The sequence below is a fragment of the Paenibacillus oryzae genome (genome assembly GCF_001675045.1).
GTDB lineage: Bacteria > Bacillota > Bacilli > Paenibacillales > Paenibacillaceae > Pristimantibacillus > Pristimantibacillus oryzae.
On record NZ_LYPA01000046.1, the window covers coordinates 16,793 to 43,052 of the forward strand.

General features: G+C 51.7%; 22 protein-coding genes. 16 read left to right on the forward strand and 6 right to left on the reverse strand.

The window, feature by feature from the left end; genetic code table 11:
* The first annotated feature begins 11 nt into the window (after positions 1 to 11).
* From A7K91_RS08495 to A7K91_RS08510, 4 genes are all read left to right on the forward strand, one after another.
* Entirely contained in the window at positions 12 to 1,757 is a 1,746-nt protein-coding gene (locus A7K91_RS08495) for a sensor histidine kinase (protein WP_068681649.1), read from the forward strand.
* Between the two features lie 105 nt (positions 1,758 to 1,862).
* Entirely contained in the window at positions 1,863 to 3,431 is a 1,569-nt protein-coding gene (locus A7K91_RS08500) for an SWIM zinc finger family protein (RefSeq protein WP_068681651.1), read from the forward strand.
* Complete coding sequence (locus tag A7K91_RS08505) at positions 3,428 to 6,349, forward strand: DEAD/DEAH box helicase (RefSeq protein ID WP_068681653.1); 2,922 nt, start codon at positions 3,428 to 3,430, stop codon at positions 6,347 to 6,349. Before A7K91_RS08500 ends, A7K91_RS08505 begins: the two co-directional genes overlap by 4 nt.
* An 18-nt stretch (positions 6,350 to 6,367) precedes the next feature.
* The gene (locus A7K91_RS08510) at positions 6,368 to 6,655 is read left to right on the forward strand and encodes a hypothetical protein (RefSeq protein WP_068681656.1); all 288 of its coding nucleotides are present in this window, start codon (positions 6,368 to 6,370) and stop codon (positions 6,653 to 6,655) included.
* 154 nt (positions 6,656 to 6,809) lie between these two features.
* On the opposite strand, the gene A7K91_RS08515 is transcribed toward A7K91_RS08510, so the two are convergent.
* Positions 6,810 to 7,175, reverse strand: a complete 366-nt coding sequence (locus A7K91_RS08515; protein WP_068681658.1) for a DUF3221 domain-containing protein — start codon at positions 7,173 to 7,175, stop codon at positions 6,810 to 6,812.
* 272 nt (positions 7,176 to 7,447) lie between these two features.
* Between A7K91_RS08515 and pssA the strand changes: the two genes are divergently transcribed.
* From pssA to A7K91_RS08535, 4 genes are all read left to right on the forward strand, one after another.
* Positions 7,448 to 7,969 carry a CDP-diacylglycerol--serine O-phosphatidyltransferase gene (gene pssA / locus A7K91_RS08520; protein WP_068681660.1) on the forward strand — a complete coding sequence of 174 codons (522 nt, stop codon included), beginning with the start codon at positions 7,448 to 7,450 and terminating at the stop codon, positions 7,967 to 7,969.
* Positions 7,970 to 8,247: 278 nt separating this feature from the next.
* Entirely contained in the window at positions 8,248 to 8,835 is a 588-nt protein-coding gene (locus A7K91_RS08525; RefSeq protein ID WP_068681662.1) for a TetR/AcrR family transcriptional regulator, read from the forward strand.
* A gap of 16 nt (positions 8,836 to 8,851) precedes the next feature.
* The gene (locus A7K91_RS08530) at positions 8,852 to 9,196 is read left to right on the forward strand and encodes a DMT family transporter (protein WP_068681665.1); all 345 of its coding nucleotides are present in this window, start codon (positions 8,852 to 8,854) and stop codon (positions 9,194 to 9,196) included.
* Position 9,197: 1 nt separating this feature from the next.
* Positions 9,198 to 9,512 (forward strand): DMT family transporter, encoded by a 315-nt coding sequence (locus A7K91_RS08535; RefSeq protein ID WP_068681667.1) that lies wholly within the window; start codon positions 9,198 to 9,200, stop codon positions 9,510 to 9,512.
* Between the two features lie 94 nt (positions 9,513 to 9,606).
* Here A7K91_RS08535 and A7K91_RS08540 read toward each other — a convergent pair whose 3' ends face one another.
* Complete coding sequence (locus A7K91_RS08540; protein ID WP_068681669.1) at positions 9,607 to 10,746, reverse strand: YfbR-like 5'-deoxynucleotidase; 1,140 nt, start codon at positions 10,744 to 10,746, stop codon at positions 9,607 to 9,609.
* Between the two features lie 115 nt (positions 10,747 to 10,861).
* Between A7K91_RS08540 and A7K91_RS08545 the strand changes: the two genes are divergently transcribed.
* The 3 genes from A7K91_RS08545 (at position 10,862) to A7K91_RS08555 (ending at position 14,727) form a co-directional block, all read left to right on the forward strand.
* Positions 10,862 to 11,824 carry a bile acid:sodium symporter family protein gene (locus A7K91_RS08545; protein ID WP_068681671.1) on the forward strand — a complete coding sequence of 321 codons (963 nt, stop codon included), beginning with the start codon at positions 10,862 to 10,864 and terminating at the stop codon, positions 11,822 to 11,824.
* A gap of 295 nt (positions 11,825 to 12,119) precedes the next feature.
* Complete coding sequence (gene pnpS / locus A7K91_RS08550; RefSeq protein ID WP_068681672.1) at positions 12,120 to 13,889, forward strand: two-component system histidine kinase PnpS; 1,770 nt, start codon at positions 12,120 to 12,122, stop codon at positions 13,887 to 13,889.
* A gap of 115 nt (positions 13,890 to 14,004) precedes the next feature.
* Positions 14,005 to 14,727: a response regulator transcription factor gene (locus A7K91_RS08555; protein ID WP_068681675.1), complete on the forward strand. Its 723-nt coding sequence runs from the start codon at positions 14,005 to 14,007 to the stop codon at positions 14,725 to 14,727.
* A 231-nt stretch (positions 14,728 to 14,958) separates the two neighbouring features.
* Here A7K91_RS08555 and A7K91_RS08560 read toward each other — a convergent pair whose 3' ends face one another.
* The 4 genes from A7K91_RS08560 to A7K91_RS08575 are packed head-to-tail and all read right to left on the reverse strand — an operon-like array spanning position 14,959 to position 18,347.
* Positions 14,959 to 15,825 carry a helix-turn-helix domain-containing protein gene (locus A7K91_RS08560; protein WP_068681677.1) on the reverse strand — a complete coding sequence of 289 codons (867 nt, stop codon included), beginning with the start codon at positions 15,823 to 15,825 and terminating at the stop codon, positions 14,959 to 14,961.
* Entirely contained in the window at positions 15,812 to 16,276 is a 465-nt protein-coding gene (locus A7K91_RS08565; protein WP_068681679.1) for a threonine/serine exporter family protein, read from the reverse strand. Before A7K91_RS08565 ends, A7K91_RS08560 begins: the two co-directional genes overlap by 14 nt.
* A 35-nt stretch (positions 16,277 to 16,311) precedes the next feature.
* Complete coding sequence (locus tag A7K91_RS08570) at positions 16,312 to 17,100, reverse strand: threonine/serine exporter family protein (protein ID WP_068681864.1); 789 nt, start codon at positions 17,098 to 17,100, stop codon at positions 16,312 to 16,314.
* A gap of 53 nt (positions 17,101 to 17,153) precedes the next feature.
* The gene (locus A7K91_RS08575; protein ID WP_068681681.1) at positions 17,154 to 18,347 is read right to left on the reverse strand and encodes a M20 family metallopeptidase; all 1,194 of its coding nucleotides are present in this window, start codon (positions 18,345 to 18,347) and stop codon (positions 17,154 to 17,156) included.
* A gap of 208 nt (positions 18,348 to 18,555) precedes the next feature.
* On the opposite strand from A7K91_RS08575, the gene A7K91_RS08580 reads away from it, so the two are divergent.
* The 5 genes from A7K91_RS08580 to polA all read left to right on the forward strand — a co-directional run bounded on the left by A7K91_RS08580 (position 18,556) and on the right by polA (position 26,209).
* Complete coding sequence (locus A7K91_RS08580) at positions 18,556 to 19,845, forward strand: methyl-accepting chemotaxis protein (protein WP_068681683.1); 1,290 nt, start codon at positions 18,556 to 18,558, stop codon at positions 19,843 to 19,845.
* A gap of 167 nt (positions 19,846 to 20,012) precedes the next feature.
* On the forward strand, positions 20,013 to 20,672 hold the full coding sequence (gene phoU / locus A7K91_RS08585) for a phosphate signaling complex protein PhoU (protein WP_068681866.1): 660 nt from the start codon (positions 20,013 to 20,015) through the stop codon (positions 20,670 to 20,672).
* Positions 20,673 to 20,710: 38 nt separating this feature from the next.
* Positions 20,711 to 22,144, forward strand: coding sequence for a GGDEF domain-containing protein (locus tag A7K91_RS08590; RefSeq protein WP_156739416.1), 1,434 nt, complete (start codon positions 20,711 to 20,713; stop codon positions 22,142 to 22,144).
* Positions 22,145 to 22,152: 8 nt separating this feature from the next.
* Positions 22,153 to 23,325 carry an EAL domain-containing protein gene (locus A7K91_RS08595; protein WP_068681687.1) on the forward strand — a complete coding sequence of 391 codons (1,173 nt, stop codon included), beginning with the start codon at positions 22,153 to 22,155 and terminating at the stop codon, positions 23,323 to 23,325.
* 205 nt (positions 23,326 to 23,530) lie between these two features.
* Positions 23,531 to 26,209: a DNA polymerase I gene (gene polA, locus A7K91_RS08600; protein WP_068681689.1), complete on the forward strand. Its 2,679-nt coding sequence runs from the start codon at positions 23,531 to 23,533 to the stop codon at positions 26,207 to 26,209.
* Positions 26,210 to 26,260 lie beyond the last annotated feature (51 nt).

Consider the following 26,260-nt stretch of genomic DNA (forward strand, 5'->3'; position numbering starts at 1 on the left):
AGATGCAATAGATGCGTCGCAATATTTGGTTCATCGCAATTGGCGTAATTATAGCAGCCATTTTAATTAATAATACGGTCTATTATTTTTTGGCCAGACAATCGCTGGAGACAGCCCACCATAATGAAATGCTGGCGCTTTCGGCGCAAATCGAGCTTTCGGTGGAGCAGTCCCGAATCGGCGCCGAGCTTTACGAGGAAGGGATCGCAAGGGAGCTTCGCGCTGCGTCCATTGCGGCGCAATATGCGCTGGACCCCGATGTCGACAATATTACGAACGAGCAGCTAAGAGAGCTTAGAGACAAGCTGGAGCTTTCCCATATCTCCTTGTTGAAAAAAACGGAGGATGACATCGTTATCCATCGTTCCTCCGATCCCGGCCAGCTCAATAAAAGCACGAAGTCGTGGGAGCCTTGGCATGATTATTTTGGCCAGCTGTTCCGGCTTGAGCCCGTTGGCAAGGATTGGCTCGGTCAAAGCATGAGCCATTTCTGGAGCGGCCCCTTTGAGGTTTCCTCTACGGAACTGGATAAGGTGTACAAGTGGGGCTATTATTTTGACGGAACCACCAATTTTATTACCGATCCATACGTCAATTTTCAAAGGCAGGATGTTTATAACAAGGTGACGGGCGTAGACAGGCTGATCACCAGTCTGGAGGAAGGCAGACCCTCCTTGCTTGAGGTTGCTGTCATTAATCCGCGCACCTTCCCCGACGGCGTTTGGTCGACTGAAGAAAGCGGCGAGGTGCGGGAGCATTTTGTGCAGCGGCCTATCCTTTATGGAAAATACAGCTTTAAAAGCGATGGCGACGTGTCTGCCGTCCAGGAGGCCTATCAGACCAAAAGGCTGGTTGAGCTGGAGGAGCGCGTGGAGGGCAAACGGGTTCACAAAATGTTCGTGCCGGTTTTTGTCCGCGACAAAGGAATAAGCATAACCGATGAATCCGGCAAAGGGATGGATGCTTACGTCATTTCCATTGCTTCGGATTACGACATTTTGAGAGATCAGCTGAACTCGCAGTTTTTTAACCTGGGCTTTATTATTGTTTTGCTAACGATGGTTAGTCTTGCCATTGCGATTGTTGTGATGCGTTATTACAAAGGAACAAGGGAAAAGGCGATTGGGGTAGCTCAGCAAACCTATACGGATGAAATTAACAGCATGTTCCAGGCGATTCGGGCGCAGCGCCATGATTTTCTGAATCATGTGCAAACCATTCATTCCTTGGCCGTTCTGAACAAAACCCAGGAGCTTGCGGCCTATACCAAGGAGCTGACAGGCGAAATTCGTTTGATGAACGATATTATCAATATCGGGAATCCGGCGATTGCCGCCTTGATTCGGTCCAAGGTTTCGCAGGCGGAAAGCTACAAGATCCATTTTGATTGCAGCTTCAGCGGTCTTGATGTAAAAGGAATGGGCGTCAAAACGCTGGATATGAACCGCGTATTGGGCAATCTGATTGACAATGCGTTCGACGAGGCTCAGAAGTTTGATGAAGCTGATCGGCATGTTGTGCTGGCTGTCCGGCAAAATGATCAATTCATTGAAATCGACATCGCAAATCCTTGTATGGATGCCGTCCATTTGGCGAAGCAGCCATTGTTCCGGTCCGGGTATACAACCAAGCGCAAGGGACATCAAGGGCTTGGCCTGTTTATCGTCAAATCCATTGCAGAGCGCAATAAAGGCACAGTGAAGGTGGAGGCAAGAAGCGATAAGGTCATTGCTTTTGTTGTAACGCTGCCCCTATAACAACATGTTGGATACGCCGCATTCGAGATTGGTTTCTCGAAGCGGCTTTTTTTTTGGTATAATAATAAGATGCAAGAAAACGGGAAGGAACGGTGAGCGTTTCTGATGCGGGTGAACAAGGAGCTATATTCCATTTTTGAAAAGGAAATTCGGGAGCAGCTGTCCCTGCCTGAGCTTAAGAGGGGCTGGACTGTATATATAGAAGGAAACGTGGATGCGGTAAAGGAAGTTGCTCACAACACGATAACCGTTATTGTGAGAGGAAACGATTTGAACGCGGTCGTGATGGACTTCGACAACTTTCACTACACCTCCTGTACATGCCCTTATGACGGCGTCTGCATGCATATGGCGGCCGCCTTTTTTCAATCGCTGGCACAGCAGGAAGGTGAGCAGGAAGCCAAGCAGGCTTATTTTCGAATGATGGGTATTTCCACGGCCAGCGCGCTTGTTTCTGCGGGGGAGGAAGCTAGTCCCGGCATAACCCCGCATTCCCTTTCAGGCTGGTTTGACGATATGCATAGCATGTACGGACATACCTGGCAAAAATGCCGTCACTCGCTTCATGCTCTGCAGCCCGTATTGTCGGGATTAAAGGGTGTCTCAAAAAACTGGGATAAGCCAATGCTCAGGCTGCATTGGATTGCTTCCATTGTGTTTGTTTTGGAGCAGGCGGAACGTGCTATCGAAACGGTGGACAGCTTTAGCCGCTACTATCATGAGATGTCTTTTATCCGAATGGCGGAGCCGTGGATTGAGCATGCCTTTGAGCTGATTGGAGAAATCGACGCTGCCGGTCTTGAAGGGCAAGAGCTTGATATTGTAAACGAGCTGACAGCCTACGTTCGGAAAAGAGCTTTTTTGGATGAAAAACAGCTTTTTGAGTGGATTAGCTTCTATATGGCGATATGCGATAATTTTTCCTTTAATGAGGCCTGGTTCCAGCAGGAGCTTTTGTATCTGAACAACAGGCTGGAAGAAAACGCCGGGGCCGAACAAGCAAGCAGCGACAGGCTTCATGCAGCTGCCGGGATGATGCATTATTTTGCGCAGGACGACAGGAAAGCGATAGAGCATTTTCGCCAATGCAGCTTTGAGCGCAATCAGCGGCTTATTTATCCCTGCGTTGGCGCAAGGATGAATGAAGAAAACTGGGATATTGCGGGAGAATGGATGGCTTATTTGTTCGATTGTATAAAAGGGGTGCGCAGCGCCAGAAACATTGGACCTTTTATGACGCTGTGCAGACACGGAGATTTATTGCGACCGGATTTGCCTCAGTGGAACCACTATATGATGGAGCTTTTGCCTTATTCCTATGCCGATTTGTCGGAGCATTGGATTGAGATGAAGCGGTTCGGCGACTGGGCTGATTTGCAAATGCTTATGGGTGTGAAGCCGGAGGATCACAACGCGGCAACGCTGCGCGATGTTGGCAAAGCCGATCCCCATTGTCTCATTCCGCTTTACCATCAGTCCATTGAAGCCGCCATCCAATCCAGAAACCGCCAAAGCTATCGCTTGGCAGTCAAGCAGCTGAAGAAGCTGGAGAAGCTGTATAAGGCGGTGAAGGAGGGCAGCCGCTTTGAGGGCTACTTATCGGGACTCGCTGCAAAATACCAACGGCTGAGAGCGCTGCAGGAAGAACTGTGGAGGGGTAAACTGATACAATGAGAAATCTGGCAAATTTGCGTCAGCTATTGGTGGACGGAATGTGGAATGGAGAGGCTGGAAAACCCGGTGTCTGCCTCTGGTGCGGCGACCGCAAGGATATGCCGGAAGGAAAGCTGCGCTCCTTGCTGTTTGCCTGGCATAAGGGGTCCTGGTACGGAAGCGATATCGAAGAGGCGCGGACGAATGGACAAAGCGTGCTTAAGCTTTCGCCGCTGCAAGCGATGGATTTCCTTTCCAGGCCGCTGCCTGTCCGGCTGCTTCAGCTGGATTGGAGCCCAAGGCTCCAGACGCTAAGGAAGATGGCGGAGAGCATCCGTATCCTCTTGCTGAATGGCTGGTTTGTTCCGGATTGGGAGCTTTGGTCGGAGGAGCAGCGGCATTGGAAGGCGGCTTTTCCAGAAACGATGCAGGATCAAGCGGAGAGCTGGCTTGGTTTGCTGGAGGCTGCGGCTGAAGAAGGCGACGGCGGGGCGAAGCAATGGCTTGGAGCTGCCGTTGAGGAATGGATTGCACAAAACGGCGAGGTCGGAAATGCATGGGCTGATATAGGCCGAAGCGCTGGTGAAAGCGTAGTGCGTCACAAAAGCGTCGACGAAGAAGAGTGGCTGATTGCGATTGGTCTGGAAAAGGATGTGCTGCCGTTTCGGGTTGCGCTGCAGCTTGGCGAACCGGGTCATGGACATGGCTGGACGCTGCGTCCAGCCGTTCAGGATCAGAATGGCGGCCCTTGGCTGCCCATTGCCTGGAATGGAGGGGAAGCGGCTGTTATCAATGGAGCGGAGGATGGCGAGGAGCTGCCGCAGGAATGGCGGGAGCCGCTGCCCGGCAAGCTGATGAAGGAAACGGCCAAATGGCTGGCCGTGCTGCCGGATTTGGCGGAGGAAAGCGGCTTTGGTGAAGGTTTGGGCGAACCGCTGCTGCGGAATGAACTGACGGAGGACGAAGCGTGGCATTTGCTCCAGCACGGTAGCGTGGCGCTTCTGGAGGCGGGTTGTCCTGTGCTCCTGCCGGCGTGGTGGGAGGCTGTCCGTTCCAAAAAGCTGAAGCTGAGAGCCAAGCTCAAATCCTCGGTTGGTTCAGCCGCTCAGCCGATGTTTGGCCTGAACCAGATCATGCAATTCGACTGGAAGCTTGCGCTTGGCGATGTAGACCTGACGGAAGCCGAGTTTATGGAAATGGCGAAGCAAAACCGGAAGCTGTTCCGCGTTGGAGATGAATGGGTTCATCTGGACCCTCAGGATGCCGAAAAAATCAAGACATGGCTTAATCGCGCAGGAAAACGCAAAGGGCTTACCTTCCGCGATGTGCTGGAAATGCATTTGCGCGGGGAAAGCGTGGCGGACCTTGACGATGATCCTGAAAGCGATCTTCGCGCCGAGGTGGAGCTGAACCAGCATCTGGAGGCATGGCTGAACCAGCTCCAGCATATTTCCCATATTCCGCAGGCGAATGTGCCCATTACCTTCAAGGGCGAGCTGAGGCCGTACCAGCTGGAGGGCGTATCCTGGCTGCTGTTTCTGCGCCGCTTCGGGTTAGGCGGCGTGTTGGCCGACGATATGGGTTTGGGCAAAACGATTCAGTTTATGGCGTATTTGCTCTGCATCAAGCATGAGGAGCTTGGGGTAGACGGCCCTTCGCTGCTTATCTGCCCGACATCCGTTATTGGCAACTGGGAGAAGGAATTGGCCCGTTTTGCGCCGGAGCTTGACGTCATGCTTCATTACGGCAGCAGACGGCTCAAGGGCGAGGAGCTTTGGGAAGCGGCCGCCCGGAAGGATCTTGTTATTACCTCCTATTCGCTTGCCCAGCTGGATGAAGAGGAGCTGGCGGGAGTTTCCTGGAATGTGTTGTGTCTGGATGAAGCGCAAAACATTAAAAATGTATACACAAAGCAATCCAAAGCTATCCGCCAGCTGGAGGCTAGACATCGTATTGCGCTGACAGGCACTCCGATGGAAAACAGGCTGACGGAGCTGTGGTCGATCTATGATTTTATCAATCCCGGTTATTTGGGCTCGCTGCCGGATTTCCGCCGGGCGGTTGTGGCGCCAATCGAAAAAAACAGGGACGAAGGGCTGATCAGCGGCCTGCAGCGATGGGTCAAGCCGTTTATGCTGCGCCGGGTGAAGAAGGACCCCGCCATCCAGCTCTCGTTGCCTGACAAAATCGAAACCAAAAGCTATATGACGTTAACGACGGAGCAGGGCACTTTGTACGAAAACCTGGTATCGGATTTGATGGAAAAGCTGGATACGCTGGATGCCATGAGCCGCAGAGGGCTGATTCTGGCAACGTTGACCAAGCTGAAGCAGCTATGCGATCATCCCTCCTTGCTGCTGAACGATAATGCCGACAAGGAATGGGACCCCGAACGCTCAGGCAAAACAGCGCGTTTGCTGGAAATGTGCGAGGAAATTGCCGCAGAAGGCGAGCGTTGTCTCATTTTCACCCAATATGTGGATATGGGCAAGCAGATACAGCTTCTGCTTCAAAACAAGCTGGGCATCGATGTGCCATATTTGCATGGCGGAGTGCCCAAGCAGAAGCGGGATGAGATGATTAGCCGCTTCCAGTCGGAGGAGGTGCCGGGCTGCGCCTTTGTGCTTTCACTTAAGGCGGGCGGTACGGGACTCAACCTCACGGCTGCAAATCATGTGTTCCACTTCGACCGCTGGTGGAATCCGGCGGTGGAAAACCAGGCAACGGACCGGGCGTTCCGCATCGGCCAGACGCGACAGGTGCAGGTGCACAAGTTTATAACGCTGGGTACGCTGGAGGAGAAAATAGACGAAATGATCGACAGCAAGCAATCGTTAAACGATCAGGTCGTCAGCCAGTCGGATCAATGGATTACGGAGCTGAGCACGGATGAGCTGCGCGAGCTGTTTGCGCTGCGGGACGGCTGGATGAAGGAGTAAGCCAAAGGAGGTCTGGATGTGGAGGACGCCCGATTAAAGGATATGCGGGGCCGAACGGAGCGGCTGAAGGCGGGCAAGCCGCCTGGCGGCGGTACGGTTGCGGACAGCCATCCCGCAGAAGATGGACATGGGGATGCGGCAGGCAAGCTGGACGGAGCAGGCAGGCAGTTGGAAGGAGCCGGGCTTTCGGATGGAGCTTCGGCATTGGAAAGCTTGCCGGAGCAGCTTGGACCGCCGCGCGCCAACGAGGAATGGCGGCGCTTCTACGAGGCCATTTCCCGCGCTGTTCAGAAGCAGCGGGAGTAACCTTGAAGTGAAAAAAGCAAAGAGGCATGAGCCTGGTACTTTACCGGGATCATGCCTTTTAAATTGTTCAATAAAATAATGCTGTTTTCGTAAATATTGTTGCTATTAAGAAAAAGAAGCCGCTTAAAGCGGATGGTAAACCCAATAAAGCATATTATTTCTTCTTAACGTCCGCCGTCGTCTGCGCTGGGTAAGGCTGGTCAATACCGCCGCCGTTCGGAATTTCAATGCTCACCCGGTCACCTACCGCAACCGCATCGTAATCAGCTTGTTCAACCGAAATCCACATTGCGTTTGGTTCGGCGTTCTTCAATATTTCATTAAGGGGAGCTTTGAAATTGGAAGGTTTGTCGCGTACCACGAGGATTCTCCCGCTTTCTTTTGAGACGACGAATCCATCTTTGTAATCCCAATGCTCATCGTAAACCCAACGTTCATCGGAATTGCTTGAAGATGAACAACCTGTAACAACAACAAGCATTGCTATCAGAAAAACAAGGAAGATTGAGTTTTTTTTCAATTAAGTTCCCTCCAAAGTTCTTTCATGTTTTATACGAAACAATCACAATTTTGTTGCGATAGATATTACTGAGTTGATGCCTGAAAAAAGCCTACTCAACAAAGTAATAGATGGTTTCCCATTGCGCTTGATAGACTTAAGAATTATTAAGATTCCCCATCGGGCAATCTTAAGATCCTTCCAATAAGCTATTGATACGAATAGGAAGTGTCCGTGCTTGATTTCATTAAAGTATGGATGAAACATTATAAGTTGTTCGGAGGAGGGCGTCTATGTTAAAAAGGGTAATTCCAAACGTGCTTACATTCATAAACCTGGCATTAGGGGTCCTTGCCATTCTAGAAATCATAAAAGAAAATTACATTGCAAGTGCTGCATTTATCATTATTGCGGCTTTTATAGATCGATATGACGGGAGAATTGCACGCCGGTTAGATGTTTGCAGCGAATTCGGAAAAGAATTGGACTCCTTGGCCGATCTGGTCTCCTTTGGAGTTGCCCCCGCCTTATTAATATTCAATCAATTCAACCTTATCGAATGGGAAAAAGCCAAGCTGGCAGGGCTGGCCATACTTATTTTGTATATCATAAGCGGTTCGTACCGACTGGTCAGATACAACATCAATACATTTGAAGGTACATTTACCGGAGTGCCGATAACAGTTGCCGGGCTTGTGCTCGCGGCCTATTCATTGCTTGTCCCTATTAGCGAGCTTACGGTTTTTATAGCCGCAGCTTTATTGCTCATTTTATCTCTTTTAATGGTTTCCAAGCTAAAACTAAAAAAAAGATAGTCCCCATTATCAATAGCTGTCCGAAAAGCCATGCGGAACGAGTAGTTATTCATCAGAGAGGACCGGAGGGGAAAGGGTGTCTTCCAAGACACCCTTTTCCGGTAGGAACCGGTTTTGCTGGATCACTATTCACTGTAATAGACTTTTTGGACAGCCCGTTTTTGTGTGGCCATTTTTCGATAGCGGTAGCCTTGAGGACAAGTGCGGGCGTTAACGTTTGACGGCTTTGCAATGATATGCTATATTATCCTGACGAACGTTCGGAAGGGGTGGAGGGCATGACGGCAAGCCGAATTCGGGAGTCGGCGCTGAGAATGTTTGCGGAGCATGGATATGAAGGGGCGTCGCTCGCTATTATTGCAAGCGAGGTAGGCATTAAGAAGCAATCCATCTACACTCATTTTTCAGGCAAGGATGAGTTGTTTCAAGAAGTGTTTCTGGAAACGGTGAACAAGCAAATCCGGTTTCTGCACGATTATTTTTCAAATAAGCAGAAGCAGGATGTGGAGTCTTTGCTTTATGGGTTTTTAAAAGGTTTTTTTGTGCGCTACGAGGAGGATGAAGGCGCCAAGTTTTTTTTGCGGAGTATCTTTTTTCCGCCGGCTCATATGAAGGATATGACTGGTGAGCAAGGCAATCAATTTGTGCATGGGCTGGAGGATATCCTGGTCCCCATTATGGAAGAAGCAAAAAACTCGGGAGTGCTTGAAGGCTCTTTGTCGTCGCGTGCAGCTGCAATTGCGTACACCGCAGTGCTTGACGCAATATGGGTTGAATTGCTGTATGCCGGTCCGGAGCGGGGAATGGAGCGGTTAAAAGCGGCGTGGCTTGTTTACTGGCGCGGCGTAGGAGCCAATAGGAAATAGGAAGGAAGTAGGCATCATGAATAAAGGCTGGATCTATTTGTTTATCGGGTCCGTATTTGAAGTGGTTTGGGTATCGGGGTTGAAGCATGCCGATGATTGGTTGTCCTGGACGGCGACGGGCATTGGCATTGTATTGTCGTTTGGACTTCTATTGAAGGCAACTGCCGCCAAGCTTCCGGTGGGAACGGTTTATGCCGTCTTTACCGGTCTCGGCACAACGGGAACGGTAGTAGTGGAAATGCTGGTGTTCGGAGAACCTTTTCAGCTCCTCAAAATAATGCTTATCGTGCTTCTGCTGACCGGCGTAATCGGATTAAAGACGGTAACGGGCAAGACGCAAATGGAAGGAGGCGCGCGCTGATATGGCATGGGTATTTTTGCTTTTGGCCGGGTGCTTTGAGGTTGTTGGAGTAATTGGCATGAACATGATTCTGCGTAAGAAGCAGGTTAAATCCTTTGCCGTTTTTATCGGAGGCTTGGTGTTAAGCTTTCTTTTCCTTACCTTGTCCATGGAGCAGTTGTCGATGGGCACGGCGTACGCCATCTGGACAGGGATAGGCACGGTTGGTTCGGGCATGGTCGGAATTTTATTTTATGGCGAGTCCAGAGACTGGCGCCGCCTGCTGTTTATGGCGATGATTCTAAGCGCCGCCGTAGGTCTGAAGCTTCTCTCTTGAAGCTTCGGACCTTTTTTCGTTTGTCGGCGGTACAATATTTGGCAAGCCATTCCTGCAAGGCAGTCTATCGACGCCCTTTGCTCTCGACACTCGGTTAGCGGACAAAATTGTCATAGCTGAGGTCATGGAGAATATAGGCCAGAAAAAAGATGACGCAAGGATTTTCATAATGATGCTGGATATGCAGCAGCTGGCTGTAATATTTGTCCCCGTAGTGGGGATTGTTGCGAATTTCCAGATTGCTTTTGACCAAGGCGTCTATTTTGTCGGCAATATCCACCAGCTCGCCCTCGTAGGTATCGTCCTTTGCATTTACTAAAAAATCAGTAATCTCCTCATGCAGAAATGAGGGAAGTTGAGCCGTCATTTCCTGCGCTACCTTTTCCTCATAAGCGGCAAACGCCTCCCGCACGACGGCTGAGGATTTTTTGATGGGAGAAGCCACATCGCCGCTGACGCCCTCCACAATATCATGCATAAGCGCTTTGCCAAGCAGACGATGCAGCTTGATCTCGCTTATTCCAAATCGCTCCTGCTCCAAATGCCCGTTAAAAAGCGACATCGCCGCAACACGGAAGGAATGGGTGGCATCGTCGTCGGGGATCAGATTAAAGCTTCCGCCCCAGCGGTCGATCAAATCCAGATTCAGAATTTGATGAAGGAATTGGCGGATGCCTTCGTCATTGTCCAGCGACTCCAGCAGCCACTTGATGGACGGGCAAGGAGAATCGCCAAGGCGCTGCCGAAGCTGCTCGTATTTACTCACAAAATAAGGATTGGAATCAAGCTCGTATTCCCTCATGCAAAACAGCATGGCGTCAAAGGAGTCAATTTCCCGCACCAGTTGGCCGATATAAGAGTCGTCCTCGGCGCAAACGATATAATCGTGGAAGTGAGGCTGGAGCGAGCGGGATAAATGCGAAACAAGCTCCTTGCTGACCTCATGCTCAAGCCGCTTGATGTGGTCCGCGACGTGGATATCCTTTTTTGTTACATATTTGATCGATCCGGTTACGGTTTCGTTCAAATCATGCAGCAGCGCGCGTGCCGTCAGCTGAAGTCTGGACAAGCTGTTGCCAAACACGGCCTCCTCGATTTTACCGATGAGCACCGCGATTGCCGCGCAGCGAAAGCTGTGGCTGGCAGCGTTATCGCGATAACGCGGCGAAAACTCTCTCCACCGCGATACATATTGCATTTGAAAAATGGCTTTGGCATATCGGCTGTTGTTCATAGGGGACCTCCATTCAAATTCAAGTTCGAATGAAATGATATTCCGATTATGGCGTCTATGTTATTATAAGGCTTATGACCGTAAGCGGAAAGTTAAAGCAAATGAGGGAATAACGTTGCGCAGCTTTGGATTAGCCTTTAACAGGGTGTTTGAAAAATATATGTTTGTTATTATTCCCTGCTCACTGGTGCTGGGTTTTTTATTCCATAAAAGCTTAAGCGGCTTTACGGAGGCGATTCCATATCTGTTTGCCTTTGTGACGCTAACCATGGCGCTGGGCTGCGGCCTGAGCGAGCTAAGAGATGTGTTAAAGCGCCCTGGCATTATGGTGCTGACCTTTGTGCTGGCGCATATCGCTTCGCCGTTGGCGGGTTATGTCGCCGGCATTGCTGCTTTTGGACCGGATTCGCCTTATGTGGTAGGTCTGGTCCTGTTTGCCGTCATCCCGCTTGGCGTGTCGTCCGTGCTGTGGGTTGGCATGTCCGGCGGCATGGTGCCGCTTATGCTGGCGATGGTTGTGCTGGATTCCCTGCTGAGCCCTCTAGTTGTGCCGGCTTCGGTGCATTTGTTTTTCGGAACATCTGTGGAGGTTGAAGCGCTGCCGCTGATGGGGGATTTGGCGATTCTGATTGTTCTCCCGACCGTAATCGGCGTTTTGTTAAATCAGTGGAGCAAGGGAAGGATACAGGAGAAGGCCAAGCCTTTTACGGCGCCGCTTTCAAAGCTTTGCTTTGTTGCTGTTGTGGCGCTGAACGCGTCTGCTATCGCCCCTTATATGGATTCGCTCAAAAGGGATATGCTGGTGCTGGTGCCCATCGTGATTGCTCTGGTAGCGCTCTGTTATGGTCTCGGCTTTCTGTTTACCGCCCCCATGAGGGATCGTGGCTTGCAAACAACCGTTTCTTATGCGACAGGCATGCGGAACATTTCACTTGGCATTGTTCTTGCGCTGGGTTATTTTTCGCCGCTGGCGGCCGTCCCGGTTGTTTTGTCCATTCTGATCCAGCAGCCTGTAGCGACGCTACATCATTATATTTTACAAAAACTTAACAGGAAAGCTGCTGGCGAAGGGCGCTAATTGCGTGTACGATAAAGAATGGTTCGCTAAAGAGGTATATAAGTTGAACAAAAGAAAAGTAGCGACAGGCCAGAGTGTGAGGGGTTCTGGAGAAAAGCATATGCTTTCGAAGTAACGTTCTTCCAGAACGTTTTAAGCGCTCGCTTGTGTTTCAGGATTTCAACAATTAAACAATTTATTCAGGGAAATCTGGAAACAATTGCGATCGGAAGAACTTCTCACACGCCGGCCCACACAGCGGAGACTCTTTTGTTCAACTTATATAGTTAAAATAGGTAAAGAAGGGAAAGCCGCCATGAACAGTTTTCGGACAAGACTGACGATCATTATGATTGTTATGATTGCTCTGTCGGTATCGGCCGCAGGCATTTTGATGATTCGGACTTTTAAAAACAACTATATTAATGCGCTTGAAGACAACATGGTCAGGCAGATGCAATTTATAGCTGCAAAAATGGAGTGGCATGACGGCGGCCGCGAAGAGCTGATCCGCTATTATACAGATGAAGCCAAGGAGCTTAAAAAATTTACGGAGGACCGGATCACCTTTATTATGGGCGACGGCTCTGTCGTTGGAGATTCCGATTACAACCCGCTTGAAATGGACAACCATCTGACGAGATCCGAGGTTGCCGCAGCTTTGAAGGATGGCGTCGGACGAGCCGTTCGGCCTAGCGACACAATGGACAGAAGCATGGTTTATGTTGCCCTGCGCGTAGATACTTTGCCCGGCGAGCCTTATGTCATCCGGCAGGCGATGAGTCTGCAGGAGGTGGATGACAGCATCGGCAGACTGACGTTTGTGCTGATTGGCGGACTGATCATTCTTTTTGTCATTGCAGCGCTTATCAGCTATCAGATTGCGCAAAGCCTGACGCGTCCTCTGGAGCAAATTACAACTGTCGCCAAGCGGATCAAAAATATGGATTACCGCGCCAGAGTAAAGGTGCAGAAGGGCGATGAAATCGGGGAGCTGGGAACGGCGATTAACGCGATGGCGGATAGCCTGCAGGTTCAAATGTCGCGTATCCGGCAAAATGAAAGCCAGCTGGAAAGCGTATTGGCCAATATGATCAACGGTATTGTAATGATTGATGCAGGCGGGCAAATCGTGCTTATGAACCGCAGAGCGGAGGAAGTGCTTGGTTATCCGTCCAGTGAGTGGGTAGGCCATCATTACGACGAGGTCAAGCAGCAATACGAGCTGGGGCAAATGATTCAGGAGGCGCTCTCCACCAAGGAGCACGTCAGGGAGGAAATTACGTTTTATTATCCCGAGGAGCGGCTGCTGGAGTTGAATCTGGTGCCTATCCATGACAATGGCGAATTTGGCGGCGTGCTGCTTGTTCTGCAGGACGTGTCCGCTATTCGGCGTCTGGAGAGAATGCGCAGCGAGTTTGTCGCCAATGTATCGCATGAGCTGAAAACGCCTATTGCCGCGGTTAAGGGCTTTGCCGAAACGCTGCTTGGCGGAGCGGTTAAGGATGAAGAAACCGCCCGTTCGTTCCTGCAAATTATTTATGATGAAAGCGACCGGTTAAATCGGCTGATTGGAGACATACTGGAGCTATCCAAAATTGAATCCAGACGGGCCCCGCTAATGTTTTCGCCAGTGGAGCTGGAGGGCTTTATCGCCAAAACCGTTACCTTGATGGAGGCGGAGGCCGCACGCAAGCGGATTTTGCTCAAGGTGGATGTGGAAGGCGGCTTGTACGTGGAGGCCGACGAGGATCGTCTTCGCCAAATCATGATGAATCTGCTGTCCAATGGCATCAATTATACGCCGGAGGGCGGTTTGGTATCCGTTTCTGTGAAATCTCGCGATGAGGATCACATTGTTGTAACAATTACCGATACGGGAATTGGCATTCCGAAAAAGGATTTGCCGCGTATTTTCGAACGGTTCTATCGCGTCGACAAGGCGCGCTCGCGCAGCTCGGGCGGAACCGGTCTTGGTTTGTCCATCGTCAAGCATCTCGTCGAGCTGCATAAAGGCTCGATCTCTGTGGATAGCACGCTGGGGGCTGGTTCCACCTTTACCATAGAGCTTCCTGTGCTGCAATAGAGGACACTTGCAAAAAGGTTTACCTATTGTTTAAAAAGCGTGGTAAACTATTGATGGATTGAATCAAATTTCGCAGGCATAAACAGCTAATTCGCCTGCGGGGGTGGGGGAAATTATGTCACACAAAGTGCTCGTTATCGAGGACGAACCGACATTGGCAAGACTGTTGTCCTACAACTTGACCCAGGAGGGCTACGAAACAACCGTTGCCGATCATGGCGGCGAAGGCTTGCAGATGGGGCTTCAGCAGTCTTTTGACCTTATTATACTGGATATCATGCTTCCCGGCATGAACGGCTTTGAGGTATTGAACCGTCTCCGCCAGAATGGCGTGCGGACGCCCGTTATTATCTTGACTGCGCGCAATGCGGAGGAAGAGGTGGTGCAAGGGCTGAAGCATGGCGCTGACGATTACATTACGAAGCCGTTTGGCGTGGCGGAGCTGCTTGCCCGCGTGTCGGCGGTATTGCGCCGCACGGGACATGAGGAGCTAAAGCCTCCCGGCGACTCCGAGAAGGTAATTACGATCGGGGAGCTTTCCATTTTTCCCGAAAAATACGAAGTGGTCGTGCATGGAGAACCTATTCCGCTCCGGCCTAAGGAATTTGAAGTGCTGCTATATCTGGTACAGCGGCCCGGCATGGTTATTACGCGCGACGATCTAATGAACGTTGTGTGGGGCTTTGATTACATCGGCGGCCAACGCACGGTAGACGTACATGTCAGCTCGCTTCGCAAAAAGCTGGAGCTGGGCCAGCAATCCGTCCAAATCGAATCCATTCGCGGCGTCGGCTACAAGCTGGCAATGCCTAAAAAGCTCTCGACTCCCAAGCTATAAGGGACGAGAGCTTTTTTAATAGGTCGTTCAAAAAGTCCGCTTCCCATTACGGGACATGACTAGGTGTCATGGCCGGCGGCGAATATGGCATTCAGCCGAAATCTCCGGTACTCACTTAGCTGCCACTAAGCTCCGTTCCTCGATTTCTAGCTTCAAGCCACCTTCTTGGTACTGGAAAGCGAACTTTTTGAACCTCCATTTTAATAGGTCGTTCAAAAAGGCCGCTTCCCGTTACGGTGACTTCCATTGGAGCATTTTGCGCTGGAATTGCTTGGGGGAGCAGTCGTTGTATTTTTTGAACATTTTGTAGAAATGGGCCATGTTTGGCATGCCGATTCGTTCGCCTACCTCGGAGATGCTGAGGTCCTTGGTAAGCAAAATCCGCTCCGCCCACTTGACCTTGCGATAGTTGACATATTCGGTAAAGGACATGCCAATGCTTTTTTTGAAAAATTTTACAAAGTAATAATAGCTCATGTTGGCAATACGGCATACCTCTTCCACTTGAATCCGATCATTCAGATGGGCCTCCACGTAATCCAGCACAGGCTTTAGCCTCAGCTTGTCGAAGCTGTCGCCTTGCGACAAGGTTTGCCGCGTATCGCTGCGCAGCAGCAGGAGCAGAATTTGCTTGATCAAAATGCTGATCGCCAGCTCGTATCCCGTCTCTTTATCGCTTTTTTCCTTCAAAATCTTCTGAATGCATGCCCCTACCTCAGCTTTAACGCCGGGATTTTCCTGAAAAATATAATTGGCTTGGCTAAGCGGCGTATGCGTCTCCGAAAAATGGCGCATATAAGGAATGGAGCCATGATCAAAAAAGTGGTCCAGATCGAATTGCAGCACGATATAATTAAGCCCTTTGCCGCAGCGGTCGCGATGAAGCTCGTATTCCCCGATAATCATCACGTCGCCGGGATTTAGAAAATGGCTGTTGTCCTCCAGATTGACCTCCAGCTCGCCATCCAGCACCAAAAGCAGCTCCAGTTGTTTGTGATAGTGCCAGTTGATGTAGTCCGTATTTTCCCGCAGCGTCTGAAAGATGCGAATGGAAAGCAGCGGGTTTTCGTAAGGGACTTTTTCGTTATAGGCTTTCATTGCTGTTTTCGGTCTCCTTCCGGACTGGCTTCCGCGCAATCATTCGATTAACAACCTCGGAAAAAATCAACCCGATGGCAATTGCGCCGGAAATCATAAAAGCTTTGACGGCTAGCTGAACCGCTGTGTCGTATTGGTCCTCCACCACGTTGCGCATGGCGTCATACGCCAGTCCGCCAGGAACAAGAGGTATGATGCCCGCTACGCTGAATACGATAATGGGCGATTTGTACAAGCGGGAGAACAGCTGGCTGATGACCGAAACAAGAAAGGCAGCGGCAAGCGAAGAAATAACAACGTCGATGCCAAGCTGCATTCCGATATAATAGACCAGCCAGCCCAGCATGCCGATAAAGCCGCATTGTGGCAATAGCTTGGCGGGCGAGTTGAAGATAAAGCCAAAGGCCGCTGAAGCGATCAGGCTTGTGATCAGTTGGTAGATCAAATCCATGAACAAAAGGCTCCTTCAAAGACATAATACATTGCTTATTGAAGCGCAAGGGCGGCAGCAATGCCGCAGCCTATGGCGAAGGCGGTCAAAAAGGCTTCCGCGCCTTTGGACAAGCCGGAAACCAGGTGGCCCGCCATCAAATCGCGCACCGCGTTTGTAATATGCAAGCCTGGCACAAGCGGCATGACGGAACCGATAATAATTTTGTCCAAGTCCCGGCCAAGTCCATAGTTGACTGCCAGAATAGCCAGCAGGCCGATAACAAGGGAGGGGACAAATTCAGAGAAAAATCGAATCTGAACATATTTGCTCAGCAAAAGGTACAGCGTAAAGCCAATGCCGGCTATAATGCCGACGGGAAAGCAATCCTGCCACACGCCGCCGAACATAATCAGCAAGCACCCGCTTGCAGCCGTCGCCGCCAATACCTTCAGGGTGTTGGGATATTCATGGGGCGAATCCTGAATTTCCTGGAGCAGCTTGCCGGCCTCCTCGGCATCCAGCTCTCCACGGACAATTCTGCGCGAAATATGGTTCACCATGGACACCTTTTTCAGATTGGTGCTGCGGTCCGCCATCCGGACAAGACGGGTTGTGTAGGAGCCGCTGTCAATGGCAAAAATAATGCCGGTCGGCATCACAAAGCTATGAGACCGCTCGATCCCATAGGCGGCGGCGATCCGCATCATGGTATCCTCGACGCGTTGTGTTTCGCCGCCGTTTTGAAGGATAATTTTCCCCGCAAGCAGGCAGACCTCGGTAATGCGGTGTAGACGGTCGCCGTATTCCGGCCCGGGCTTTTCCGAGGGAGGAGCGGAGGGCAAGGCCACCTCGCCCGGGACGGGGGAAAGACCTCCATTCAAGCCGTTCACATTCATCAGCCTCCGTTTTTGTTCCCTGTGGTATTCCGTTTGGCAAACTCAGCCCGGATAGCGGCCAAAATAACGGGATCGGATACCGCATCATAAGCGGTGGCAGCTAGCATCTTGGCGCCAAACAACATGCGTTCCAGCGCTTTTTCCGTCATGGCGGCATCGCGGAATGCCTCCGTGTGAAGCATGTAGCGATCCTCTACAACCTTGACATAAGGATGGATGGCCGGGCATCGGGCCGAAACATTGCCCAGATCCAGTGATCCGTTATCCTTGCCGTGTTCGATATCCTCAGGCGAAATGCCGGATTCCACCAGATTGGCCTGAAACAGCTCCGACAACGTTTCATTCGTTACCAGCTCGTCGTAGGAATATTCGTAGTTGCTTATTTCCAGGCTGCAGCCTGTAGCAAGCGCGGCCCCTTCCGCAACATTTTTCACCTTGCCCACAAGCTCGTCCGTATACGCCCGCGTCGCGGAGCGAACGTAGAACTTGGCCGACGCGTAATCGGGAATAATATTGGGCGCTTGCCCGCCGTGGTCGATAATGCCGTGAATCCTAGCGTCGCTGCGGGTTTGCTGACGCAGGAACGATACCCCGTTGAACAGATTGATCACGGCATCCAGCGCGTTGACGCCTTCATGGGGGCTGGCTGCGGCATGCGCCGCCACTCCCCTGTATTCGAATTGCAGCGCATCCAGCGCAAGCGATTGTCCAGAGCGCTCGAAGCAATGATAAGGATGAGCCATCAGGGCAAAATCGCAATCATCAAAAAGGCCAGCCTCCGACATCGGCACCTTGGCCCCTTTTGTTTCCTCGGCAGGCGTACCGTAGATGCGAATGACTCCGCCGATATCGTCCAGCACCGCCTTCAGACCCACTGCCGCCGCCGCGCTCATGGAGCAGATGAGGTGATGCCCGCAAGCATGCCCCAGCTCCGGTAGCGCGTCGTATTCGCATAGAAATGCGGCCGTTGCTCCGGGCTTGCCGGAATCATAGGTCGCTATAAATGCAGTAGGAAGGCCCAATACGCCTCGTTCTACTTGAAAACCCAGCTTTGAAAGCTCATCGCACAGCAAGCCGGAGGCGAAATGCTCCTCATGTCCAAGTTCCGGACGTTTACCAATCTCCCTCGAAATGCGCTTGAAGGTTTCCGCATGCCGGTCGATTGTATCCATCGCCAATTGTTTGCCTGTCATCATACCCGCCTCCGTAAAATTTCATGAACATCCTCTAATCCGTATTATACCACATTGGGGTCGCAGAACATTTAACATTGCGTTAACAGAACGGTGAATTTGGGATAATGCGAAAGGCGTATAGTCCCCTATAGGAACATTTACCCAGAAACGCTTTGGCGCATCAGGAAGTCCTGGATTTTAAACCTTCCGAAAGGGATGAAGCGATATGGCGACAATGATAGAAGATCGGCCTAAAGCAAGCGCCGATATGGAGACGCGAAGCGAGATAAGCCAGCCGAACAAGACAGCAGCGCGCGATGAAAACAGGACGACGGAGATTCGCGGCAAAAAGGCAGAACATAATGAGAAGACAACGTATGAAAATCCTGGAAAACGCAACAAAGCGGAGCAAGGCGCTGAAGCAGCATTAAAAGCCAAAAACGAAGGCGGCCGTCTAAAGCTGGCCGATTACGCAAGACATGTTCCTGTTGTGCCTGCCGGATCGCTGTGCAAGGATTTGTTGGACCTGTTTCAGCTTCATCCGCAATGCGAATGCATCGTGCTTGAAAATGATAATGGAGGCATTGCTGGCCTGGCGATGCGCCATCGTTTTTCGTACAAGCTGGCTCATCGGTACAGCGTCGCTCTATTTTACAATAAGCCGGCTTTAGGACTGGTGGATCAGAACCCGATAATGGTCAGCCTGAATGCCAACCCTTCGGAGGTGATACAGCTTGCCATGTCGCGGGAGGGTGACAGCCTGTACGACTGTATCGTCCTGACGGATGGAGGCCGTTATGCGGGCGTATTGACGGTTGGCGACTTGCTTGGCATGTTGACCGTGCTCCAGCAGGAGGCCGAAAAATCGCGCAGCGAAGCGGTACAATCCGCAAGCGCGCTCATTCAGGGCATCGCGGACGCGGTCAGCGAGGTACAGGAGTCCTCCGCAGCTGGCGATGGGCTTTCAAGTCAAATGGTGGAATTGACCTTGCAAGGAAAAGAAGAGCTGACCCAGGTTCAACAGGCTTTTCGCCGTCTGGAGCAAAACGCTTTGCTGCAAGAGGAACGAATGAAGGAGCTGCAGCGGCAAACGGACTCCATACAAACGGTGTCCCAGTTGATCAAGGAGCTGGCGGAGCAGTGCAATTTGCTCTCCATCAACGCCTCCATCGAGGCGGCTCGGGCGGGAGAGTTCGGCCGGGGCTTCGGCGTTGTCGCCGGAGAGTTTATGAAGCTTGCGGAACAAACCAAAAAATCGGCTGTGCAAATTACGGGAATGACAAACTCGATTGTTCAATCCATCGAAGCGGCAGGTTTGCAGGTTGAAGAGGGAAGAAGGCAGACGGCATCCAGCAGCTTCCATGTCGAAGCGGCAAACGAGGTTTACCATCGCATTTTCAAAGCAGCGGCGGCCAATCGCGCAAGCGTCGGCGCAATCGGCGAGCAAGCCGGTCAGGCCCGCAAGCAGGCCATGCAGGTAGCGGGGGAGATGTCGCTGCTCCATCAGGGAAAATAAAAATATACGCAATTTCCCTCATTTTACACCCCCTTAACAATTCAGGTATACGCCATTAACAATTCCGCAGTAGTATACGGTCTGGGGAGAGCCGCCCGGCAAGCCTCGAATACGTCGGACGAAGCTCGGCGATACAAGGATGAGGAAAAGGGAGGAACGGGAAAATGATGAGTGTGAGAAAAGAGTTTGATCTCGGCCTGGAGCAGCTGCATCAATGGATCGTTGAGATGGGCAGCTTTGTGGAGAACGCATTGTCCGAATCAATGACGGCGCTGGGAGAGGTCGATTTGGAGCGCGCAAATCGCGTTATTGAAAAGGACCCCCAGTTGAATGCTATGGAGGAAAGAATCATGGAGCTGGGTGCGCGCCTGATTGCAACTCAACAGCCCGTAGCTAAGGATTTGCGTCGTATTTTGTCCTCCTTCCGCATTGCAAGCGATCTGGAGCGGATGGGCGATTTGTCCGTCGACATCGCAAAAACGGTATTGAGACTGGAAGGCCAGCCGCTGATCAAGCCGCTGATTGATTTGCCTCGCATGGCGGAAATTATCGGTCAGATGACCTATGAGTCCATACAGGCTTTTGTTCAGGAAAACGTAGATCTTGCGTACAAAATGGCTAAGGACGATGATCAGGTGGATGCGCTGTACAGCCAGATTACGAGAGAGCTGATGCTGCTTATGATGGAAAACCCGCGCAACATCGCGCAGGCGTCATTGCTAAGCTTTGTTGGCCGTTACATCGAGCGTTTTGGCGATCATGCGACAAACATCGGAGAAAGCGTCGTTTATCTTGTGACGGGCAACCGTCCTGACTTGAACCAATAATCGAGGGGATTTCCGTGAAGCAGGCAGGAGTAGGGCTTTTGCATGAGGAATTACTGCGGCAATTGGAGCAGAGCTGGAAGGCGGGCGAGGTGGCTGTCGTTTATGTGCGATTGCATAACTCCGCGCCTGAGCTTGCAGCAGTGCTTGCTGATTGGCAAACCAGGATAAGCGGCCTTATTTGGAGTCATAACCTGGGCATGATCAGCTTTTATTATATCGGGTGCGGGAGTGAAGGGCCGGGTGCGCGTCTGGTCGCCATGCAATATGCCAAGGAGCTGCAGAAATGGCTGGATGAAGTCATCTGCGGCCTGTCTGCCCGGGATGCCGCCGGGCATTCCTTATACAATATAGGCTCTGCTCCCCTGCTTCAGCCTCAAGATGAGACGGAAACGGAGGCAGCTCTGTTTTCCCAGCTTGTCCAGCTCATGGAGCAATCCTTCAGGGAGCAGCAGGTGTCAAAGCTTCCTATTATGCGGGGCAGCGGTTTGATTAAAGCGGGCGGCTATGGCTTACGGTATAACGTAGGCCAGCTTGCCGTGCCTGTTCCGGTTTTTGAAAGCAGTGCAAAGGTATCTCAGCTCGCCGAGCTGTTTGATTCGCAGCCTAAAGCCTATGGGGCTGTTATTGTAAAAAATGAGCGGCCGGTCGGCTTGGTGACGAAGCAAAGGCTGCATAAGCTGCTTGCCGGCCAATTCGGCTACTCTCTGTACGCGAATCGTCCACTGGAGGTCATCATGGATGGTCAGCCACTTATTCTGGAAGACAGCGATCCCGTCGAATTGGCGGCGCAGCTTGCCATGTCCCGGGAGTACGATCAGCTGTACGATATGGTTGTTACGGTCAAGGAGGGCAAAGTAACCGGGGCGGTTACCGTTCAGGCGTTGCTGGAATGCATGACCGCGCTCCGCACAGAGGAGGCGCGAACAGCAAGTCCGCTAACGGGGCTGCCGGGCAATGCCGGCATTCAGGCGGAGCTGACGCAGCGGCTGGAGGCAGGCGAGGCGTTTGCGGTTGTTTATGCCGATCTGGATTATTTCAAGTGGTTTAATGATTGCTTTGGCTTTGCGCGCGGGGACGAGCTTATCCGGTTTTTGGGCGAGCTGATGGTTAAATGCTTTAGCCGCGACGAGCATTTTTTTGTTGGACATGTCGGGGGCGATGATTTTATCGGGGTGGCCAAGCCGGAGGTGGCGGAGCTTGCTTGCGGGGAAATGCTTGCCCAATTTGAAGAAGGAGCAAGGCGGCTCTATAGCGGAGGTCAAAATCTGGCTGTAGAGGACCGGCAAGGCCGGCCGGTAGGTCTGGAGGGCGTAACCGTCTCCCTTTCCCTGCTGATCTGCAACGGGGGAGAAGGACTGGCGCCGGAGGATATATCGTTGTCCGCTGCGCGCTTGAAGAAAAAAGCGAAAGCGATAGTGGGAAGCTCCTGCGTAACCGGGCATTTGACGAGCAGACAACCAAGCAGGAAATGAGGACAATCATGAAACAGCATTATTTGGCGGTCGTTACTCTGACGCGAAACGCGATACCCATTCTGTCCTTGCAAGATGGCATGAGGCAGTTTGAAGCGAGGGCGGAGACTAAGCGGCTGTTGGCGGAAGCGGCGCTTTCTGAATTTTTTACATACAAAAATGTTCAGCTTGTCAAAAGCCGCTGGCTTGGCGGCGATTTGTTTCTTTCCGCCTTGATCACCGTGGATGGAGATGAACACCCGGAATGGGAGCTGGCGGCGCATGCGCCCGGGGCAGCCAAGCGATGGAGCGAATATGCGCGGCTGGAGCTTAAAAATACGGCAGCGGACTACAGCTGGAGGGCGGGAATTGGCTGCGTGTCTAATCCCACAGGCCGTTACAGGAGCGATCTTGCATATGAAGCCGCCAAAAGAGCGCTGCTTCAGGTCAATGTGGAGGGCGGTGCGGAGCAGGGGCGAACACGATATGTTTTTCAAGAGATGTTGGCTCGAAACATGCTGTTTCCCTATTACCAGCCTATTGTGGATTTAAACGATGGCAGCGTATTTGGGTATGAGGCCTTAACCCGTTTTCCCGCCAACGAAAGCTTTCAAGGCCCTCTTGAGCTGTTTCTCTTTGCCGGAGAAATCGGCGATGCTTACCGTCTTGACCGCGTGGTCCGGGAGCTGGCGATTAACGGCTGTGCTTCTCTTGGAGCCGACCAAAAGCTGTTTATTAATGTGATGGCGCAAATTATGGAGGACCCCGACTTCTCGCCCGGCCGGACAATCGGATTGCTGGAGAGGCACCATATTTCCCCGCATCAGGTTGTGTTCGAGATCAATGAGCGCACCTCCATTCAGGATTACCCTGCCATCAAAAAGGCGCTGGAGCATTATCGCAGCCAGGGCTATCAAATTGCCATTGATGATATGGGAGCAGGCTATTCATCGCTGCAATCGGTGGTGGAGCTGCGCCCGGATTATTTGAAAATTGACCGCTCCATTATTCAGAACATTCACAACGATGAGGTAAAGGCTCATATATTGCACACCCTGCAAGAAACGGGCAAAAAAATCGGGGCCAGCCTAATTGCGGAGGGCATCGAGCTGGAGGAGGAGCTGGCGGAGCTCAAAGGGATGGGCGTGCGTTACGCTCAAGGCTATCTGCTGGGAAAACCGGCGCCGTTCCCTCTGCCGTAACCGCTTTTCGGGAAGTGAAAAGGCTTAAGTCTGGACATTGGCTTACGATGCTTGGCGAGGCCTTTTTTGTGTTATACTGGAGCTATGACATTTTGTTGTTTAGAAAGTAAATTTTAAAGTGGTTGTGCAAAAAGTCCGTTCCACCATTCCGGAACCAAAAACCAGACTTTTTTGACACCCTTAATGGGAAGGACTGGCCGTATTCATGAAAAAATGGATGTTGATTGACGGAAACAGCATTGCTTACCGCGCTTTTTTTGCAATGCCGCCGCTAACCAATTCGGCCGGGTTGCATACTAATGCGATATTCGGCTTTACAACGATGCTGCTAAAGCTGCTGGAGGAGCAAAAGCCCAGTCACGTGCTGGTTGCTTTTGATGCGGGCAAAGTTACATTTCGGCATGAAGGATATGCGGAATACAAGGGCGGCCGCCAAAAAACGCCGCCGGAGCTGTCGGAGCAATTCCCTGTATTGAAGGAGCTGATTGCCGCTTTTGGCATCGCCCAGTTTGAGCTGGACGGCTACGAGGCGGATGATATCATCGGCACGTTGACTTTGGAGGCGGACAAGCAAGGCGTTCCTGCGTTAGTGGTTACGGGCGACAAGGATATGCTTCAACTGGCTTCAAGCGGCGTTACCGTCGCGGTTACGCGAAAAGGCGTAAGTGAAGTGGAACTGTATACACCGGATGCAATTAATGAAAAATATGGCCTGACGCCGGGGCAGATCATTGATCTGAAGGGGCTTATGGGAGATACCTCCGACAATATTCCCGGCGTGCCGGGCGTTGGGGAAAAAACGGCGCTGAAGCTGCTGCACGAATACAGCTCCGTCGAAAATGTATTGTCCAATCTGGACAAGCTGAAGGGCAAGCTGAAGGAAAATATCCAGAATCACCAGGAAGACGCCGTCATGAGCAAAAAGCTGGCTACGATTTTCCGCGAGGTGCCTCTGGAAAAAAGCATAGATGAAATCACGTATAGCGGGCACGACGACGCCAAGCTGGGCGACATGTTCCGCAGGCTGGAATTCAAGTCGCTGCTGGAGCGTCTGCAGCTGGGAGCGGAGTCTGGCGCAGACGAGTCCAAGGCGCAAGCGGCGGCAGCAGAGCTGACAGTGACTTCGCTGAGCGGAGATGAGGACAGCGAAGGCATGGATAGGCTGATGTTGGCGCTGGAGTCAGGCGGCGAGCATGGCTTGTTTATTGAAGCCGTGGGCGAAAATCCGCATCATGCGGAGCTGCTTGGGGTATCCCTCGCTACGGCTGACGAGGTGTTTGTATTGCCTGCGTCTGCGCTTAAGGCAGCATTTTGCGAACGGTTGAATGCTTGGCTGGGAGATGAAACCAAGCCTAAATACGGCTTTGACCTGCACAAATCGGAGCTTGCGCTGCGTTGGGCGGGGCATCGGCTGGGCGGAGCGGCCTTTGATGTTCAGCTGGCGGCTTATTTGCTCGACCCCACCGATAACCAGCTGGCGTTAAGCTCCATCAATGAACGCCAAGGCTTTACGGGTGTGCCTACGGACGAAGCCGTTTATGGCAAAGGAGCCAAGTTCAAGGTTCCTGATGAAGAAACGCTGTTCCGCCACCTGGCTCTGAAGGCTCATGCCGTATTGCGGCTTGCGCCTAAAATGACGGAGGAACTGAAGGCAACGGGCATGGAGAAGCTTTATTTCGAGCTGGAGCAGCCATTGTCCCGGGTGCTTGCCGATATGGAGCATCAAGGGATCAAGGTGGAGCGCAGCGTGCTGGAGGAATTGGGCAAAAGCCTGGAGTCCCAGTTATCCACGATCATGAGCGGCATTTATTCCCTTGCGGGGACTGAATTTAACATTAATTCCCCCAAGCAGCTTGGAGAAATTCTGTTTGACAAGCTTGGCCTGCCTGCGCGCAAAAAGACAAAAACGGGTTATTCCACCGACGCGGAGGTGCTGGAGGAGCTGGCTCCCTATCACGAAATTATTCCGCTTATCCTTCATTTCCGCCAGCTGTCCAAGCTTCAATCCACTTACGTGGAGGGCTTGCTGAAGGAAATACGGGAGGAAACGGGCAAGGTGCATACGTATTACCGCCAGACAATTGCGGCTACGGGCCGGCTTTCCAGCCAGTTCCCAAACCTGCAGAACATTCCGATCCGTCTGGAGGAAGGCAGGCAAATCCGCAAGGCGTTTCTTCCGTCGGAGCCTGGCTGGAGCATTTTGGCCGCGGACTATTCGCAGATCGAGCTGAGGGTGCTCGCCCATATTTCGGGCGATGAAAACCTGAAGGAAGCTTTTATTCATGATATGGATATTCATACTAAAACAGCGATGGACGTATTTGGCGTTGAGGCCGACAAAGTCGATGCCAATATGCGCCGTTCCGCAAAAGCGGTCAATTTCGGCATTGTGTACGGGATCAGCGACTTTGGCCTCTCTCAAAATCTGGGCATAACCCGGAAGGATGCGGCTTCGTTTATCGAGCAATATTTTAACGTGTTCAAGGGTGTTCGCCAATATATGGACGATATTGTGACCAGCGCGAAGAAGGACGGCTATGTGACGACGCTGCTGGACCGCCGACGTTATTTGCCTGAAATCAAATCCTCTAACTTCAATTTACGCTCCTTCGCGGAGCGGACGGCGATGAATACCCCGATTCAAGGCACTGCGGCGGATATTATCAAGCTGGCGATGGTGCAAATGGATGAAGCGCTGAAAAGCCGCGGACTGAAAAGCCGCATGCTGCTGCAGGTGCATGACGAACTTGTATTCGAGGTGCCGCCGGATGAGCTTGAGCTGATGAAGGGGCTTTTGCCTGAGGTGATGGAGGGAGCGCTCAAGCTGGACGTGCCGCTTAAGGCGGATGTCAGTTTTGGCGATAACTGGTACGAGGCGAAGTAACTTCTGTTTGAGCAACGGGGAGCTTGTTTTCGCTTAGGAAGCTCTCGAGGG

Bases quoted from the DNA above. Each gene is read 5' to 3' on its own strand.
- polA (WP_068681689.1), top strand. From the start codon at position 23,531: ATGAAAAAATGGATGTTGATTGACGGAAACAGCATTGCTTACCGCGCT.
- A7K91_RS08495 (WP_068681649.1), top strand. From the start codon at position 12: ATGCGTCGCAATATTTGGTTCATCGCAATTGGCGTAATTATAGCAGCC.
- pssA (WP_068681660.1), top strand. From the start codon at position 7,448: ATGTTAAAAAGGGTAATTCCAAACGTGCTTACATTCATAAACCTGGCA.
- pnpS (WP_068681672.1), top strand. From the start codon at position 12,120: ATGAACAGTTTTCGGACAAGACTGACGATCATTATGATTGTTATGATT.
- phoU (WP_068681866.1), top strand. From the start codon at position 20,013: ATGAGTGTGAGAAAAGAGTTTGATCTCGGCCTGGAGCAGCTGCATCAA.
- A7K91_RS08575 (WP_068681681.1), bottom strand. From the start codon at position 18,347: ATGACAGGCAAACAATTGGCGATGGATACAATCGACCGGCATGCGGAA.
- A7K91_RS08530 (WP_068681665.1), top strand. From the start codon at position 8,852: ATGAATAAAGGCTGGATCTATTTGTTTATCGGGTCCGTATTTGAAGTG.
- A7K91_RS08500 (WP_068681651.1), top strand. From the start codon at position 1,863: ATGCGGGTGAACAAGGAGCTATATTCCATTTTTGAAAAGGAAATTCGG.
- A7K91_RS08555 (WP_068681675.1), top strand. From the start codon at position 14,005: ATGTCACACAAAGTGCTCGTTATCGAGGACGAACCGACATTGGCAAGA.
- A7K91_RS08565 (WP_068681679.1), bottom strand. From the start codon at position 16,276: ATGGATTTGATCTACCAACTGATCACAAGCCTGATCGCTTCAGCGGCC.
- A7K91_RS08535 (WP_068681667.1), top strand. From the start codon at position 9,198: ATGGCATGGGTATTTTTGCTTTTGGCCGGGTGCTTTGAGGTTGTTGGA.
- A7K91_RS08505 (WP_068681653.1), top strand. From the start codon at position 3,428: ATGAGAAATCTGGCAAATTTGCGTCAGCTATTGGTGGACGGAATGTGG.
- A7K91_RS08525 (WP_068681662.1), top strand. From the start codon at position 8,248: ATGACGGCAAGCCGAATTCGGGAGTCGGCGCTGAGAATGTTTGCGGAG.
- A7K91_RS08540 (WP_068681669.1), bottom strand. From the start codon at position 10,746: ATGAACAACAGCCGATATGCCAAAGCCATTTTTCAAATGCAATATGTA.
- A7K91_RS08595 (WP_068681687.1), top strand. From the start codon at position 22,153: ATGAAACAGCATTATTTGGCGGTCGTTACTCTGACGCGAAACGCGATA.
- A7K91_RS08560 (WP_068681677.1), bottom strand. From the start codon at position 15,825: ATGAAAGCCTATAACGAAAAAGTCCCTTACGAAAACCCGCTGCTTTCC.
- A7K91_RS08580 (WP_068681683.1), top strand. From the start codon at position 18,556: ATGGCGACAATGATAGAAGATCGGCCTAAAGCAAGCGCCGATATGGAG.